Source organism: Brucella sp. GW823-FHT04E01, from assembly GCF_058796175.1.
The window spans coordinates 1,009,099-1,023,612 of the sequence record NZ_JBXAIK010000003.1 but is presented as its reverse complement, the minus strand read 5'-3'; the positions used below and the strand labels follow the sequence as shown (position 1 = coordinate 1,023,612).

The following is a 14,514-nucleotide window of genomic DNA, read 5'->3' as shown; positions in this document are numbered from 1 at the left end:
GCAATTGAAGTGAGAGGCGGGAGCGCTAAGTTACAGCGCAACTTGCTGAATCGACCGTCTTGAAATTGGCTTTTGAAGATACGAACTGAAAGAACGACACCGGCTTGTATGCGGACCGTCGCATCGGTCGGAAAATACGAAGGAATTTCTTATGACCAGCCAGAACAATCCTTATGCCGGTGCAGGTGGCCAGATGACGGCAAATGTTTCTTTCGGTTCGGCACCAGCCGCTGCCGGAGGAACTGATCTCGTCAAGGACACGACGACGGCAGGTTTCCAGGCGGATGTAATTACCGAATCCCGCAATCAGCCCGTGCTGGTGGATTTCTGGGCGCCATGGTGCGGACCTTGCAAGCAGCTGACACCGATCATTGAAAAGGCCGTGCGGGACGCTGGTGGTGCCGTCAAACTGGTCAAGATGAATATCGACGATCATCCGGCCATTGCCGGTCAGCTTGGTATTCAGTCCATTCCGGCGGTCATCGCTTTCGTCAATGGCCAGCCGGTCGATGGTTTCATGGGGGCCGTCCCTGAATCGAAGGTGAAGGAATTCATCGCCAAAATCGGTGGGCCGAGCGACGCGGAAGCGGCGCTTGCCGAAGCCATCACGGCCGCGAATGAGCTGATCGAAGCCGGTGATTTCGTTCAGGCGTCGGAGATTTTCTCGTCCATCCTTCATGCCGTTCCAGATAATGTCGATGCGATTGTCGGTCTTGCGACCTGCCTTCTGGAATCCGGCGATGCGGAAAAGGCGCGGGAAATTCTGGCCCAGCTTCCGGCTGACAAACAGAATGCGCCTGCCGTTCGAGCGCTGGAAGCGCGCCTTGCGCTGGCTGATCAGGTCAAGCTCATCGGTGATCCGATTGCGCTTGAGAAGCGAATTCAGGCTGATCCGAAGGATTATCAGGCCCGGTTTGATCTTGCGCAGGTGCGTAATGCACAGGGGCGGCGTGAAGATGCGGCTAGTGAGCTGCTTTTCATCATGAAGTCCGACCGCGAATGGAATGAAGACGGCGCACGCAAGCAGCTGCTCCAGTTTTTCGAGGCATGGGGCAATGCCGATCCGGCGACGCTCGGCGCGCGGCGCAAGCTGTCGTCGCTTCTGTTCTCCTGATCGCGAGCGGTCGGGAGCATGGCGGGCAAATTATGTTTTGTGCGCCATGCGGATTCCAACTGTTAGGGCGCATGTTTCGTGAGCCCTAATGCATGTCTCCCAAAAGTGGGAACCGGTTTTGGGGTAAAGACATGCATGAAAACAAAAGCTTAAAGCGTGTCGTAAGAGTACGATAAAAAGCGATATGCTTTTGAGGAGGTTGTAATGCAGGTGGGCAATGCCCGTTACAGAACGGGCGCCGATATACCCGAGACGGTGCCGGTTTTCCCGTTGAAGGGGGCGCTGCTTCTGCCCGGTGGCCAGCTTCCGCTCAATATTTTCGAACCGCGCTATCTGGCGATGATCGAAAATGCCTTGGCGGGCAAGCGCATCATCGGCATGATCCAGCCGAAAATCGATGGCGACGATGACGAAATGATCGATGAGCTTGATGAAAGCCTCCGTCCGCAATTGAGTAATGTCGGCTGTCTTGGCCGTATCACGACCTTTGCCGAAACGGGCGACGGTCGCCTGCTGATTACCCTGCAGGGTATCTGCCGATTTCGCGTGCGTGAAGAAATGCATTGCCGTCAGCCTTACCGGCAATGCCGGATCATGCCGTTTCTGGCCGATCTGGAGGAGGCGCGGGATTCGTCGGAAATCGACCGGGATGCTTTGCTGGGTGCTTTCCGCGATTATCTTGAAGCGCACAATCTGGAAGCCGACTGGGACAGTATTGCACGGGCAAACAATGAAACCCTCGTCAATGCGCTCTCCATCATGTCGCCTTTTGGCCCTGCAGAAAAACAGGCCCTTCTGGAAGCGCCCGATTTGAAGACGCGTGCAGCAACTTTGATTGCCATTACCGAAATGGTATTGGCCAGAGTAAAGGACGACGATTTCGGATCGCGGCTGCAATAAACTTCGGGAATAAGACAATGGACGACAAGACGCAAACCGGCAATATCGACGTACGTCTGCTGGAACTTCTCGTATGCCCGCTTACCAAAGGGCCGTTGGAATATGATGCGGAACATGGCGAGTTGATCTCGCGCAAGGCAAAGCTTGCCTATCCGGTCCGGGGCGGAATCCCGATCATGCTGCCATCCGAAGCGCGCAGTTTGACGGAGTGACCGCAGGCCGATTTGCAGATTGCGGGAACTCTGAAACGTCGAACTGTGTCTGCTTTATCGGCTGTTATATAATTTCTGTATAAGCCTCTATCTTTTTCATAAGTTTCAGCCATGCGCATTATTGCTTGTCGGACAACAGGGCTCTATAACCCTCGCGGAACTAGATAAAGATGGTTTCGGACGGCGTCATGCCATTCGTTACTGTCGTGAATTTGAACGCAATATTCTCGGCGAAACGGGTCCCCATTCTCCCGAATATGCGAAACAAAACAGAGGCTTGGCATTATGGCATCCAGAAAACTCCTTCTCCTGCCCGGCGACGGCATCGGCCCAGAGGCGATGGCGGAAGTCCGCAAGATCATCGCTTTCCTCAACTCGGGCCTCAATCTCGGCTTTGAAACCGAAGAAGGTCTGGTTGGCGGCTGCGCTTACGACGCGCACGGTCAGGCGATTTCGGATGCGGATATGGAGAAGGCGCTGGCTGCCGATGCCACGCTGTTCGGCGCTGTCGGCGGTCCGAAGTGGGATAGCGTGCCTTATGAAGTCCGCCCGGAAGCCGGTCTTCTGCGTCTGCGCAAGGACATGCAGCTTTATGCAAATCTGCGTCCGGCCATCTGCTACCCGGCGCTGGCTCATTCTTCGTCGCTGAAGCCGGAAGTGATCGAGGGTCTCGACATCCTTATCCTGCGTGAGCTGACCGGCGGCGTTTACTTCGGTGAACCGAAGGAAATCATCGACCTCGGCAATGGCCAGAAGCGCGGTATCGATACGCAGGTCTATGACACCTACGAAATTGAGCGCATCGCCGATGTCGCCTTCGAGCTGGCGCGCACGCGCCGCAACAAGGTTACGTCGATGGAAAAGCGCAATGTGATGAAGTCGGGCGTCCTGTGGAATCAGGTTGTTACCGCGCGTCACAAGGACAAGCACGCCGACGTTGAACTGGAGCATATGCTGGCTGACGCTGGCGGCATGCAGCTTGTGCGTTGGCCGAAGCAGTTCGACGTTATTGTGACAGACAATCTTTTCGGCGACATGCTGTCTGACGTTGCCGCAATGCTGACCGGTTCGCTTGGAATGCTGCCGTCGGCTTCGCTTGGTGCGGTTGATTCCAAAACCGGCAAGCGCAAGGCGCTTTATGAGCCGGTACACGGTTCCGCGCCGGACATCGCTGGCAAGGGCGTTGCCAATCCGATTGCAATGATTGCTTCGCTTGCCATGTGCCTGCGTTATTCGTTCAACCTCGTTGAAGAAGCGGATCGCCTGGAAGCGGCGATCGCACAGGTTCTGGATGATGGTCTGCGCACTGCCGACATCTGGTCGGAAGGCAAGACCAAGATTGGCACCGTCGAAATGGGCGATGCCATCCTCGACAAGTTTTCGAAGCTTTCCGCTCAATAAGCGTGACAAGACCGCTTGCTGAAAGCCCGCCATGCACTTCGCATGGCGGGCTTTTCTTTTTTGAATAAGTGCCCGATTTGAGGCTGTAAATTCATGCTGTGCTGCATAAGAATAGCGGCATGTTGTTCACGCTCCCAGATCAAAACAAACTCTACGATGCACTTGTCGCCCGCGATGCCGCTTATGAGGGCAGGGCCTATGTCGGTGTTGTCTCAACCGGAATTTTCTGCCGCCTGACTTGTCCGGCGCGGAAACCGAAACAGGAAAACTGCCGCTTCTTCGCATCGGTTGCCGAATGCATGGCCGACGGTTTCCGGCCTTGCAAAAGATGCCATCCGCTACAGCCCGCTGCGGAGGCGGAGCCTTCCGTCAAGAAGCTTCTCGACGCGCTTGAGGCCGATCCGGAACGACGCTGGAGCGAAGAGGATGTTGCCCGGATGGGGCTTGATGTCTCGACCGTCCGTCGCAGTTTCCGCCGTCATTTCGGAATGACATTTCTGGAAATGGCGCGGCAGGAACGCCTGCGACATGGGTTTCAGGCGCTTGCCGATGGTGGGCGCGTGATTGATGCCCAGATTGATGCGGGTTTTGAATCTCCCGAAGCTTTTCGTAGTGCCTTTGCACGTATTCTGGGGCTTCCACCCGGCAAATTGCGGGGTGATGGCTTGTTGCGCGCCGACTGGATCAAGACGCCACTTGGCACGATGATTGCGATCTGCGATGCACGAAGCCTGCATCTTCTCGAATTCGCTGATCGCAAGGCGCTATCTGCGGAACTGAAGAAGCTTTATGCTACCTGTCGCGGTGATCTGGGGATCGGTCGTTTCGATACGCATGATCACGTCGAGCAGCAGTTGAATGCCTTCTTTGACGGCAATTCTCCGAGGTTCGATTTACCGCTGGTGCTGCATGGCAGCGCATTTACGCAAGGTGTCTGGCGCGCGCTTCAGAATATCGGGGCAGGGGAAACGCGCAGTTACAGTGAACTGGCGCAGGCCATGGAAAAGCCGCTTGCCGTGCGTGCGGTCGCGCGGGCCAATGGGGCGAACCAGATTGCCATCATCATTCCATGTCATCGTGTGATCGGCGCGGACGGGTCACTGACCGGCTATGGCGGCGGTCTGTGGCGCAAGCAGAAGCTGATCGAGATTGAAGCGCAATATCGCCGATGAAACTCGGAGAAACATGAAAACGCCGCCCGATGGGCGGCGTTTTGCTTTGTGCAGCTGCGATGATTAGTCGAGTTTATGCAGGTCGACGCCCTTGGTTTCCTTGACGAAGATCATGCCGATTACGAAGGTGATAGAAGCGATGATGATCGGGTACCAGAGGCCGTAATAGATGTCCCCCTTGGCAGCGCTCAGTGCGAACACGCCAGCCGGAAGCAGACCGCCGAACCAGCCATTGCCGATGTGATATGGCAGCGACATGCCGGTATAGCGAATGCGGGTCGGGAACATCTCGACAAGGATCGCGGCAATCGGGCCGTACACCATCGTCACATAGATGACGAGGATAGTCAGGATGGCGATTGTCAGGAACCAGTTCACCTGTGCAGGGTCGGCAACCATCTTGAATGCACCGGCATTCGGGATGGTGTAGACGGCCTGATCGGTGCTGACGCCAAGGCCGTCAGCTTCGGTCTGGGTCAGAAGCTTCTGCTTTACCAGATCGGCAGCCGGAACCATGGCCTTGTCTCCACCACGGATTGCTTCGGCATTCAGCTGAAGTTCCGGATTGGCGGCGACGAATGCATCAAGCTTGCTGTCCGGCACTTTCGCAGCATCGCGAACGAGCGGGAAACCGGCTTTCTGCAGGGCGAGGTTCACGTCGTGAGACAGTGCCGACTGCTTGGCTGCAGCATCTGCTCCAGCCTGAACAGCGTCGTAGGACGTGATCGTGCTGTCACCGATCGTAACGGTTGCAGGGGTGCCAGCTGCTGCCGTCTGGACGATTTCATAAGGCACCGAACTCTTGGCGAGGAAGCTCGTCGCCACATCGCAAGACGTGGTGAACTTCGACGTGCCGGTGGCGTTGAACTGGAAGTTACAATCGCCAGGCGCTGCAGTAACAGTTGCCTTGATGGTCTGTTCAGCCTGAGCCAGAGCCGGATTCGCAGCACCGGTTAGTGCTTTGAACAACGGGAAGTAGGTCAGGGCAGCGAGCAGAAGGCCTGCCATGATGATCGGCTTGCGACCGATCTTGTCCGACAGCCAGCCGAAGAAGACGAAGCCGCCGGTGCCGATCAGGAGCGCGATAGCAACCATGATGTTTGCCGACTGGTTTTCGACCTTCAGAACGTTCTGGAGGAAGAACAGCGCATAGAACTGACCGCAATACCACACCACGGCCTGACCGGCGGTAAGGCCGAAGAGGGCGATGAGTGCGATCTTCGCGTTCTTCCACTGACCGAATGCTTCGGAAAGCGGAGCCTTGGAGGTCTTGCCTTCTTCCTTCATGCGCTTGAATGCGGGCGACTCGCTCATCTGCATGCGGATCCAGACGGAAATGCCGAGCAGGACGATGGAGACGAGGAATGGAATACGCCAGCCCCAGGCCGCGAATGCTTCCTTGCTCATCACGGCCTGAATGCCGAGAATGACCAGCAGCGACAGGAACAGGCCGAGTGTCGCCGTGGTCTGGATCCATGACGTGAAGAAGCCGCGACGGTTGTTCGGAGCATGTTCCGCAACATAGGTTGCAGCGCCGCCATATTCACCACCGAGTGCGAGACCCTGCAGCATGCGCAGGGCGATCAGGATGATCGGTGCGAAAATGCCGAGCGTGGCCGAGCCGGGCAGGATACCCACGAGGAACGTGGATGCGCCCATGATGACGATGGTGACAAGGAATGTGTATTTACGACCGACGAGATCGCCGATGCGTCCGAAGACGAGAGCGCCGAACGGACGGACGAGGAAGCCTGCCGCGAAAGCAAGCAGGACGAAGATGTTTCGGGTTGCTTCCGGGTATTCATTGAAGAAGGCCGCGCCGATGAAGGCTGCGAGTGTTCCGTAAAGATAGAAGTCGTACCATTCGAAGACGGTACCAAGCGACGACGCAAAGATCACCTTGCGTTCTTCGCTCGTCATTTTCTGCGTGCCGACGTCGGCACTTGACGAGACTGCCATTAATCTGTCCTCCCAAACAGAGCCCCTGACGGGCAAATGTAAGACGATCTTTCTTCACCGGGTAAATGAAGTTCGCCTGATGCGCCGGGAACAGTTCCTCTCAACTGTCCGGGCACTCTCCTCACACTTGCATGATGAACCGAAAAAGGGGATTCGTGCAGTAGTCTTTAGTATGAGACAGAATTGCCAGCTTGAAATACTGTCGTAGAGAGCGAGAGCCTTAAAAAATGCGCTTCTTGAAGAGGTAGAGAATTGACTCCATCTTTAAACCGCGTAAAAGCAGTGGCGAACGAAGGAGAACCCGCGTGGATCGCGTCAACGTAGCGTCAGTTTCGCTTGGAACTGCCGGCATTTTTGCCGGGGCAGCGCGCATGCCTTCGATTTCCAAAACACTCACGGCCATTACTAAAACGACCACGAAAACGGTCTGATTCCCTTGGCCTGCTCGCCCTCTCCCCGGGTCTGGCCCGGGGGCGGAAGTCCCGCGTGGCCTGCGGGGTTCCGAATCTGGAAGCGGAGAGGGACAGGAGACGAAAAATGGGTTTCAAGGTTGCAGTTGTCGGCGCCACCGGAAATGTCGGGCGCGAAATGCTCAATATCCTCGAAGAACGCGGCTTTCCGGCTGACGAAGTTGTAGCGCTTGCATCGCGCCGCAGCCAGGGCACGGAAGTGTCCTATGGCGACCGGACGCTGAAGGTCAAGGCGCTCGACACGTATGATTTCTCCGATACGGACATCTGCCTGATGTCTGCTGGCGGCGAGATTTCCAAGGAATGGTCGCCGAAGATCGGCAAGCAGGGCTGCGTCGTCATCGATAATTCCTCGGCCTGGCGTTATGACTCGGAAGTGCCGCTGATCGTGCCGGAAGTGAACCCGGATGCAGTCGAAGGCTTCCGCAAGAAGAACATCATTGCCAATCCGAACTGCTCGACGGCTCAGCTCGTCGTGGCTCTGAAGCCTTTGCACGATGTTGCCAAGATCAAGCGCGTCGTCGTCTCGACCTATCAGTCGGTTTCGGGTGCAGGCAAGGAAGGTATGGATGAGCTGTTCGAACAGTCGCGCGCTGTTTTCGTCGCCGACCCTGTCTCTGCGAAGAAGTTCACCAAGCGCATCGCGTTCAACGTGATCCCGCATATCGATGTCTTCATGGAAGACGGCTACACCAAGGAAGAATGGAAGATGGTGGCCGAAACCAAGAAGATGCTCGATCCGAAGATCAAGCTGACGGCGACGGCCGTTCGCGTTCCGGTCTTCATTGGTCACTCCGAAGCGGTCAATATCGAGTTCGAAAACCCGATCACGCCGGAAGAAGCACGCGAGATTCTGCGCGAAGCTCCAGGCTGCCAGGTTGTCGACAAGCATGAGAACGGTGGCTACATCACGCCTTACGAATCCGCTGGCGAAGATGCGACTTATATCAGCCGTATCCGCGAAGACATCACCGTCGAGAACGGTCTGGCTCTGTGGGTTGTTTCCGACAATCTGCGCAAGGGCGCTGCTCTCAACACGATCCAGATCGCTGAATTGCTGGTCGCGCGCGGCCTTATCAAGCCAAAGGCGCTTGCTGCCTGATCTACAGTACTCAGTACTGATATTAAAAAGCGCCGGTCACCCGGCGCTTTTTTGTTAGCGGGAAATGCTCTCCGCGAGATTGCCGCGTATATCGAGCAACCTTGTGCGCAAATCCTGCAACTCATCGATGGGTTGACCAAGCGCGCAGAACACCTGTTCAGGAATGCTCTCGGCTTCCCTGCGCAGTGCCTGTCCTTCTTCAGTCAATGTGATGCGGACCTGTCGCTCGTCCTGCGGGTCGCGTCGCCGCGTAATGCGTCCGGCGGCTTCAAGACGTTTCAGCAGCGGGGTCAGGGTTCCAGAATCCAGATTGAGCTTTGCGCCGATCTCAGAGACCGTCCGGTCGTCTTGTTCCCAGAGCACTATCATCACCAGAAACTGCGGATAGGTCAGATCAAGCTTGCTCAGAATTGGCTGGTAGGCGCGCGTCAGCGCATTCGCGGTCGAGTAGATCGCAAAGCAGACCATGTTGGAAAGACCGAGATTGGAATCCTGATCGTCGCGCTTCATAGTGATAACTCCTTGGCAAATACATACATCATGCGCAATTGGATTGCGCATCACATAATTGTGAAGTTAAGTTTTGCAAAATTAGATTGTGCACAATTTAACTATCTGCAAGTTTGGCTGCGGAGACAAACCAAAGGAGAAGCCCAAATGCCAATTCTGTACACAACCCAATCCACAGCAACCGGCGGCCGCACCGGCAGCGCCAAGACTGCCGACGGACGGCTCAGTGTCGTTCTCGATACGCCGAAGGAACTCGGCGGTTCGGGCGGCGAAGGCACCAATCCTGAGCAGCTTTTCGCTTCTGGCTATGCGGCCTGCTTCCTGGGCGCGTTGAAATTCGTTGCCGCCAAGGAGAAAGTTGCCATTTCCGCAGACAGCACCGTGACTGCGACGGTCGGCATTGGTCCGCGTGAAGATGGCACTGGCTTCGGGCTTGATGTGGCGCTGCAAGTGGCACTTCCGGGCGTGGACAAGGCGAAGGCCGAAGAACTGGTTCAGGCTGCGCATATTGTCTGCCCGTACTCGCATGCGACACGCGGCAATATCGATGTTCGTCTGAGCGTCGCTTAACAAAGAAATGCAAAAGGCGCCCGATGAGGGCGCCTTTGTTTTATGATATCTTCCGAATTTTAGTAGGAAGCCATACGATGACTATAATGCCTGATATTCGTGAGCTTCGTTCCACTTGCGAGCAAATGGAGGAGCGCTACCTTATAAATCCGACTATAGACGCCTCGTATCGTCGACTTGCTGATCGTTTTGCTGCGGACCTTACAGTCGAACGAGACATCTTGCTCAGTCGTTGTGCCGCGCTTATGGCGATCAAATTCTTGAGTGAGGATGCGGCGCTTTAAGTCAGCTCTCTATTTCCCTCAGGTGCTCAAGTGCAGCCTCAACCTGCCCGTATGCTTCGGTTCCCAACGGCAGGATCGGACGTGGTGGCTCGATTTTCGCGAGACCGAGAAGGTCGGCAATGACATACATGACGCGGAAACTGCTGTGGGTTTTGAACAGGTCCCAAAGCGGTGTGAAAGCTGCATTTATGCGTTCTGCCTCAGTATTGTTTCCGCTTTGCGCAGCGCGCGTCAACGCCAGAGCGGGGTCGGGAAGAAGTCCTGCAACCACGCTGTACCAGGCATCGGCACCAGCCAGCAGTGCATCCGCAGCCCCCCAGTCGCCGCTATAGCCGATCGCGAAGCTTGGCGGAGTTTCGGCACGCAGCTTTGACATTGCGCCTTCGTAATCGCCATTTGCGGGCAGAGGCATCTTGATCGCGCTGATATTCTTCACACTGGCAAGCCGTGCAATCAGTTCGTCGTTGAAGATGAACTTTGTCGTGCCGGGATTATTGTAGATGCAAAGGGGAAGATCGGTCGTCTCGGCAACGGTCTTGAAGTGCTGGAAAACCTCGTCTTGCGTCAGCGGCGTATAGGAAACAGGCGCCAGCAACAGCCCGTCTGCACCGGCATCTGCTGCGTCCCGGGCCAGCGTCTGCGCATCATCCGTCCGCAACACGCCGACGCCGACGATGATCGGTGTTCTGCCGCCGATAAATCTGACGGCGGTATTGATCGTATGCAACCGCTGTTCCCGCGTGACAAAGGCATAGCCGCCAGTACTTCCCAGAAGACCGATAGAATCCGCTCCCGCCTCGTGAATGCGCTCAAGAAAAACGCAGAGCGTATCCTCAATGAGTTTGCCATCGGTGTCGTTTGGTGTCAGCGGAAAGGCTGAAAGACCTTTGAAGAGTTTCATGGTGCTCTTTCTCAATCAGGTTAGCGCGACAGAAGCAGGCGGATACCGGCAAGGCCAAAGACAGCCGCGAGGACGCCTTCGATCCAGCGACGCGCACGACGATAGAGGCGCACCATTGGCATAGTGGAAAATATGATGGCATAGCCGCAGAAAATGGTGATGCTGAGCACGATGCAGCCACCCAGAAACGCCGCCAGATGTGGCCATGAAGAGTTGGTGCCGAGTCCCAGCGTAACCAATGCGATCCAGGACAGGATGGACTTCGGGTTTGACAGATGCATCAGAAGTCCACGGCGATAAAGCTCGCCATGGGACAGAATTGCTTTGCTGCTGGAAGCTCGCATAGCCAATGCTTTGTCTGATGTCATGGCCGCGCGTCCGGCCTTGAAGGCAAGATAAAGCAGATAAAGTCCGCCGAAGATTTTCAGGATGAACAGAGCTTCGGCAAATCGTGTGAGGATGGCCGAGACGCCAGTCGCAGCCATCACGCCCCAAAAAAATGGAGCCTGTAACGACACCGGCAGCAAAGACAAGCCCTGATTTGCGGCCCTGGTCCATGGCTACGCCCATGATCCGCATCGTACTCGGACCAGGGCTGCCAGCTGCAATGATGTAAGTCACATATACGAGGAGGAGCTGGTAGATGGCGGGGGAAATGCTCATATCGCTACTCTAGTGGATTGAATTTGACGTTTGATACCCGTCCAATATAGATCTCGTTTCAAACATCAAACTCGAAAAATCCACTAGATTCATAAGGTTACTAGTGGTCTTTTTGATTTCGACATTTGCTCGGCGCTCATATCCCAAGGATGCAAATGTCGGAATCAGACCATTAGTTGCATCAAGAGAATCCATAGCATTCTCTCCATGCAATATCTGTATGCGATTGTGCCAGAATCCGAGGAAGAACTGCCAGAACTGCCGATGGTTTCGTCGAAAACGACAAATTCAGACAGCCATCTCGGCTGTGCGGCTTTACTCTGCCTGCGCCTCGATATTTTCCATATCGTCATCGGACAAGCCAAAATGATGGCCGATCTCGTGGATCAGAACATGGGTGATGATATCGCCCAGCGTTTCTTCATGTTCGGACCAATAGTCAAGGATCGCACGGCGGTAGAGCGTGATGCGGTTGGGGCCTTCGCCGGTCTGCAGGCTGAAACGTTCACCGATGCCACGACCTTCGAAAAGGCCGAGCAGATCAAAAGGCGTTTCCAGCCCCATATCCTCGATGATCTGATCGTCAGGGAAATCGGCGATCTGAATAATGATGTCGCCGCACAACGCACGAAACTCCTGCGGCAGATGCGCAAGAGCTTCAATCGCGATGGATTCGATTTCGTCCAGCGAGGGCGAGAGACGTCCCGCCCAGTCACCGCTTTGATCTTCTCGGGCCATTCCAGCCAATCGTGTCCTATTCACTTGTGCAGGCCACCAAACCTGCGACCGAGCATTCTGGCCGAGTATATATAGTGCATACCGACATTATGCCCAGGGACGCAATTCGGCGCGCTTGGCCTCGAATGTGTCGATGCTGCCAGCCTTTTCCATGGTCAGGCCGATATCGTCGAGACCGTTGAGCAGGCAGTGGCGCTTGAAATCATCGACATCAAAGGAAATCGAACCGCCATCTGGACCGTGAATTTCCTTGGCTTCGAGATCGACGGTGAGCGTCGCATTGGCGCCGCGCGAGGCGTCGTCCATCAGCTTGTCCAGATCTTCCTGGCTGACCTTGATCGGCAGAATGCCGTTCTTGAAGCAGTTATTGTAGAAGATATCGGCAAACGAGGTCGAGATCACACAACGGATGCCGAAATCGAGCAGGGCCCATGGCGCATGTTCGCGCGAGGAGCCGCAGCCGAAATTGTCGCCTGCAACGAGAATCTGTGCGTTGCGATAGCCCGGCTTGTTCAGAACGAAATCCGGGTTCTCCGTGCCGTCTTCGTTGAAGCGCATTTCGGCGAAAAGACCCTTGCTCAGACCCGTGCGCTTGATCGTCTTCAGGTAATCCTTCGGAATGATCATGTCCGTATCGATATTGACGATCGGCAGGGGGGCGGCAACGCCCGTGAGCTTGGTGAACTTATCCATGTCCTGAACCTGTCGGTTGGGAATTTGCAATTTGCAAACTGGTTTACATCAGCTTGACCGAGAGTCAACGTTTGAGGCCGAAACTGCCCAATAGGTCGCAACTCCCGACCCGTTTCGCGAAATATCCGGCGCGCTTGTCCGCGCGCCGGATAGTTCGACTGTCGGGTTATGCGCATAATCCTGTCTGGAAACCGCGTCAAGTTTTCCGGATCATGCGCCGTTGATACAGTTTGCGCAATTATCAGACATTGAGGGCGACGCCACCGGTCTCGCTGCCGGTCAGGCGGCGGGATTTGCCATCTGTGCCAACGACGATCGTATAACGCCTGCGCCGCATTGAGAGGTTCGGCGAAACCGCCACATCGATGGCCGGATCGAACTGAAGCGTGATGCGCCACAGTTCAGGCTTGATCGTTTCCTCAACGGCGATGATACGGGCATCGAACGGCGTGGTGTGAAACATGCCGGTGATGCGCTGCCCGACGCGGTAAGGCGCGGTATCGCCCTCGACGGGTGCGGTCTCCACCTTGCTGTCATTGGCGGCCAGCGTATTCCAGTCGCGTGTGCCGGACTGGCGCGCCACAAGGTCGAGTGCCTTGCCGTGGCTGATGTTGATGCCTTCCTCGCTCAAAGCCTGCCGCAGACGGCGGGCCTGATGCTTGAAGTCAGCGTTGTTGGTCCCAGCGATAATAGCTGTGGTCATTGTTTTCGCTCCTGATTGTGAGCGGCGTTTTCATGAACGGGTGCCCGCATTGCCGTTTCTGCCGTCACCGGAACAAAAACGTGAAACAGGAATGCTTTACCATGGCCAAAGGCTGCGGACGGCAGGTGCATTCCAACCGAAGGCTGGAAAATAGGCGCGTCGATACAGAATTTCAAGGGCCTGCCTGCTCGCGCTCTCGGCGCTTGCGCTGCAGGATGGTTCGGTGCACAAATCGGGGTATGAAAACTATTGTTCGTCCCCGTCGTTCTGTCCTTTTCGTTCCTGCCGCCAACGCTCGCGCTCTGGAAAAGTCTCTGACCCTGTCAGCGGATTGCGTGATCTATGATCTGGAGGATTCCGTCGCGCCGGAGGCGAAGGTCGCGGCACGCGATGCGCTGGCCGCGCATTTCGCAAGCCATCCGAAGGTTGGTTTCGAGCGGATTGTACGGGTCAATATGACGGAAACGCCGTGGGGCAAGGATGATGTCGCGGCGGCTGCGAAAATGGGTGCAGATGCAATCCTTTTGCCCAAGGTCGAACGCCCGCAAGACATAATCGACGCGGCCAACCGGCTTGATCGTCAGGATGCCGATCCGGCACTTGGTGTCTGGGCGATGATCGAAACCGCGCGTGGCATTCTCAATGCCGACGAGATTGCGGTTCTCGGACATCGTTCGGCGGTGCGGCTTGCCTGTTTCGTCGTCGGGCCGAACGATATTGCGCGGGAAACCGGCGTGCGTCCGCAACCGGGGCGGCCCTATCTCGTCCCATGGCTGATGCAGATCATTCTTGCAGCGCGCGCTGGCGGGATCACCGTTCTCGACGGTGTTTACAATGATTTTCGGGATAGCGTTGGCTTCGAGGCGGAATGCGCGCAAGGTGCCGCCATGGGGTTCGATGGCAAGACGCTGATTCATCCCGGCCAGATTGAAGCGGCTAACCGCGCATTCTCACCGACCGAGTACGAGGTGGCCCATGCCCGCGCTGTCGTTGAAGTCTTTGCCCGGCCTGAAAATGCCGAGAAAGGCGTCGTCTCACTCGACGGGCAGATGGTCGAACGTCTGCATCTCGAAATGGCCGAGCGTGTACTCGCTAAAGCGGGCGTAAAGTTATAACAGAGGA

14 protein-coding genes and 1 pseudogene are annotated in these 14,514 nt (G+C 56.0%); 8 read left to right on the top strand and 7 right to left on the bottom strand.

Annotated features, from left to right (window positions below; all coding sequences use genetic code 11):
* Positions 1-151 precede the first annotated feature (151 nt).
* The 5 genes from trxA to AC1RHM_RS15080 all read left to right on the top strand — a co-directional run bounded on the left by trxA (position 152) and on the right by AC1RHM_RS15080 (position 4,799).
* Positions 152-1,114 (top strand): thioredoxin, encoded by a 963-nt coding sequence (gene trxA, locus AC1RHM_RS15100; protein ID WP_010658481.1) that lies wholly within the window; start codon positions 152-154, stop codon positions 1,112-1,114.
* 204 nt (positions 1,115-1,318) lie between these two features.
* On the top strand, positions 1,319-2,014 hold the full coding sequence (locus AC1RHM_RS15095; protein ID WP_010658482.1) for an LON peptidase substrate-binding domain-containing protein: 696 nt from the start codon (positions 1,319-1,321) through the stop codon (positions 2,012-2,014).
* A gap of 17 nt (positions 2,015-2,031) precedes the next feature.
* Positions 2,032-2,226: a Trm112 family protein gene (locus AC1RHM_RS15090; RefSeq protein WP_010658483.1), complete on the top strand. Its 195-nt coding sequence runs from the start codon at positions 2,032-2,034 to the stop codon at positions 2,224-2,226.
* Between the two features lie 285 nt (positions 2,227-2,511).
* Positions 2,512-3,627, top strand: coding sequence for a 3-isopropylmalate dehydrogenase (gene leuB / locus AC1RHM_RS15085; protein WP_010658484.1), 1,116 nt, complete (start codon positions 2,512-2,514; stop codon positions 3,625-3,627).
* A 119-nt stretch (positions 3,628-3,746) separates the two neighbouring features.
* Positions 3,747-4,799, top strand: a complete 1,053-nt coding sequence (locus tag AC1RHM_RS15080) for a bifunctional transcriptional activator/DNA repair enzyme AdaA (protein ID WP_010658485.1) — start codon at positions 3,747-3,749, stop codon at positions 4,797-4,799.
* Between the two features lie 63 nt (positions 4,800-4,862).
* On the opposite strand, the gene AC1RHM_RS15075 is transcribed toward AC1RHM_RS15080, so the two are convergent.
* A complete protein-coding gene (locus AC1RHM_RS15075; RefSeq protein WP_010658486.1) occupies positions 4,863-6,758 on the bottom strand; it encodes an MFS transporter in 1,896 nt (631 codons plus the stop codon).
* A 537-nt stretch (positions 6,759-7,295) separates the two neighbouring features.
* Between AC1RHM_RS15075 and AC1RHM_RS15070 the strand changes: the two genes are divergently transcribed.
* Positions 7,296-8,330 (top strand): aspartate-semialdehyde dehydrogenase, encoded by a 1,035-nt coding sequence (locus AC1RHM_RS15070; RefSeq protein ID WP_010658488.1) that lies wholly within the window; start codon positions 7,296-7,298, stop codon positions 8,328-8,330.
* Positions 8,331-8,384: 54 nt separating this feature from the next.
* Here the strand turns inward: AC1RHM_RS15070 and ohrR are convergent, their stop codons facing one another.
* Positions 8,385-8,840 carry a transcriptional regulator OhrR gene (ohrR, locus tag AC1RHM_RS15065; RefSeq protein WP_010658489.1) on the bottom strand — a complete coding sequence of 152 codons (456 nt, stop codon included), beginning with the start codon at positions 8,838-8,840 and terminating at the stop codon, positions 8,385-8,387.
* 147 nt (positions 8,841-8,987) lie between these two features.
* Between ohrR and AC1RHM_RS15060 the strand changes: the two genes are divergently transcribed.
* Positions 8,988-9,410, top strand: coding sequence for an organic hydroperoxide resistance protein (locus AC1RHM_RS15060; RefSeq protein ID WP_010658490.1), 423 nt, complete (start codon positions 8,988-8,990; stop codon positions 9,408-9,410).
* A gap of 285 nt (positions 9,411-9,695) precedes the next feature.
* Here AC1RHM_RS15060 and AC1RHM_RS15055 read toward each other — a convergent pair whose 3' ends face one another.
* From AC1RHM_RS15055 to AC1RHM_RS15035, 5 genes and pseudogenes are all read right to left on the bottom strand, one after another.
* Positions 9,696-10,595, bottom strand: a complete 900-nt coding sequence (locus tag AC1RHM_RS15055; RefSeq protein WP_010658492.1) for a dihydrodipicolinate synthase family protein — start codon at positions 10,593-10,595, stop codon at positions 9,696-9,698.
* Between the two features lie 20 nt (positions 10,596-10,615).
* Positions 10,616-11,258 (bottom strand): annotated as a pseudogene (locus AC1RHM_RS15050) (LysE family translocator).
* Positions 11,259-11,573: 315 nt separating this feature from the next.
* The gene (locus AC1RHM_RS15045; protein WP_012092734.1) at positions 11,574-11,996 is read right to left on the bottom strand and encodes a metallopeptidase family protein; all 423 of its coding nucleotides are present in this window, start codon (positions 11,994-11,996) and stop codon (positions 11,574-11,576) included.
* Between the two features lie 87 nt (positions 11,997-12,083).
* On the bottom strand, positions 12,084-12,689 hold the full coding sequence (leuD, locus tag AC1RHM_RS15040; protein WP_010658495.1) for a 3-isopropylmalate dehydratase small subunit: 606 nt from the start codon (positions 12,687-12,689) through the stop codon (positions 12,084-12,086).
* A gap of 241 nt (positions 12,690-12,930) precedes the next feature.
* Positions 12,931-13,392, bottom strand: coding sequence for a glyoxalase superfamily protein (locus AC1RHM_RS15035; RefSeq protein WP_010658496.1), 462 nt, complete (start codon positions 13,390-13,392; stop codon positions 12,931-12,933).
* A 239-nt stretch (positions 13,393-13,631) separates the two neighbouring features.
* Between AC1RHM_RS15035 and AC1RHM_RS15030 the strand changes: the two genes are divergently transcribed.
* Complete coding sequence (locus tag AC1RHM_RS15030) at positions 13,632-14,507, top strand: HpcH/HpaI aldolase/citrate lyase family protein (protein ID WP_010658497.1); 876 nt, start codon at positions 13,632-13,634, stop codon at positions 14,505-14,507.
* The last annotated feature ends 7 nt before the right edge of the window (positions 14,508-14,514 follow it).

Excerpts from the sequence above, each read along its gene's own strand:
- trxA (WP_010658481.1), top strand. The coding sequence starts at position 152 with ATGACCAGCCAGAACAATCCTTATGCCGGTGCAGGTGGCCAGATGACG.
- AC1RHM_RS15095 (WP_010658482.1), top strand. The coding sequence starts at position 1,319 with ATGCAGGTGGGCAATGCCCGTTACAGAACGGGCGCCGATATACCCGAG.
- AC1RHM_RS15090 (WP_010658483.1), top strand. The coding sequence starts at position 2,032 with ATGGACGACAAGACGCAAACCGGCAATATCGACGTACGTCTGCTGGAA.
- leuB (WP_010658484.1), top strand. The coding sequence starts at position 2,512 with ATGGCATCCAGAAAACTCCTTCTCCTGCCCGGCGACGGCATCGGCCCA.
- AC1RHM_RS15080 (WP_010658485.1), top strand. The coding sequence starts at position 3,747 with ATGTTGTTCACGCTCCCAGATCAAAACAAACTCTACGATGCACTTGTC.
- AC1RHM_RS15075 (WP_010658486.1), bottom strand. The coding sequence starts at position 6,758 with ATGGCAGTCTCGTCAAGTGCCGACGTCGGCACGCAGAAAATGACGAGC.
- AC1RHM_RS15070 (WP_010658488.1), top strand. The coding sequence starts at position 7,296 with ATGGGTTTCAAGGTTGCAGTTGTCGGCGCCACCGGAAATGTCGGGCGC.
- ohrR (WP_010658489.1), bottom strand. The coding sequence starts at position 8,840 with ATGAAGCGCGACGATCAGGATTCCAATCTCGGTCTTTCCAACATGGTC.
- AC1RHM_RS15060 (WP_010658490.1), top strand. The coding sequence starts at position 8,988 with ATGCCAATTCTGTACACAACCCAATCCACAGCAACCGGCGGCCGCACC.
- AC1RHM_RS15055 (WP_010658492.1), bottom strand. The coding sequence starts at position 10,595 with ATGAAACTCTTCAAAGGTCTTTCAGCCTTTCCGCTGACACCAAACGAC.
- AC1RHM_RS15045 (WP_012092734.1), bottom strand. The coding sequence starts at position 11,996 with ATGGCCCGAGAAGATCAAAGCGGTGACTGGGCGGGACGTCTCTCGCCC.
- leuD (WP_010658495.1), bottom strand. The coding sequence starts at position 12,689 with ATGGATAAGTTCACCAAGCTCACGGGCGTTGCCGCCCCCCTGCCGATC.
- AC1RHM_RS15035 (WP_010658496.1), bottom strand. The coding sequence starts at position 13,392 with ATGACCACAGCTATTATCGCTGGGACCAACAACGCTGACTTCAAGCAT.
- AC1RHM_RS15030 (WP_010658497.1), top strand. The coding sequence starts at position 13,632 with ATGAAAACTATTGTTCGTCCCCGTCGTTCTGTCCTTTTCGTTCCTGCC.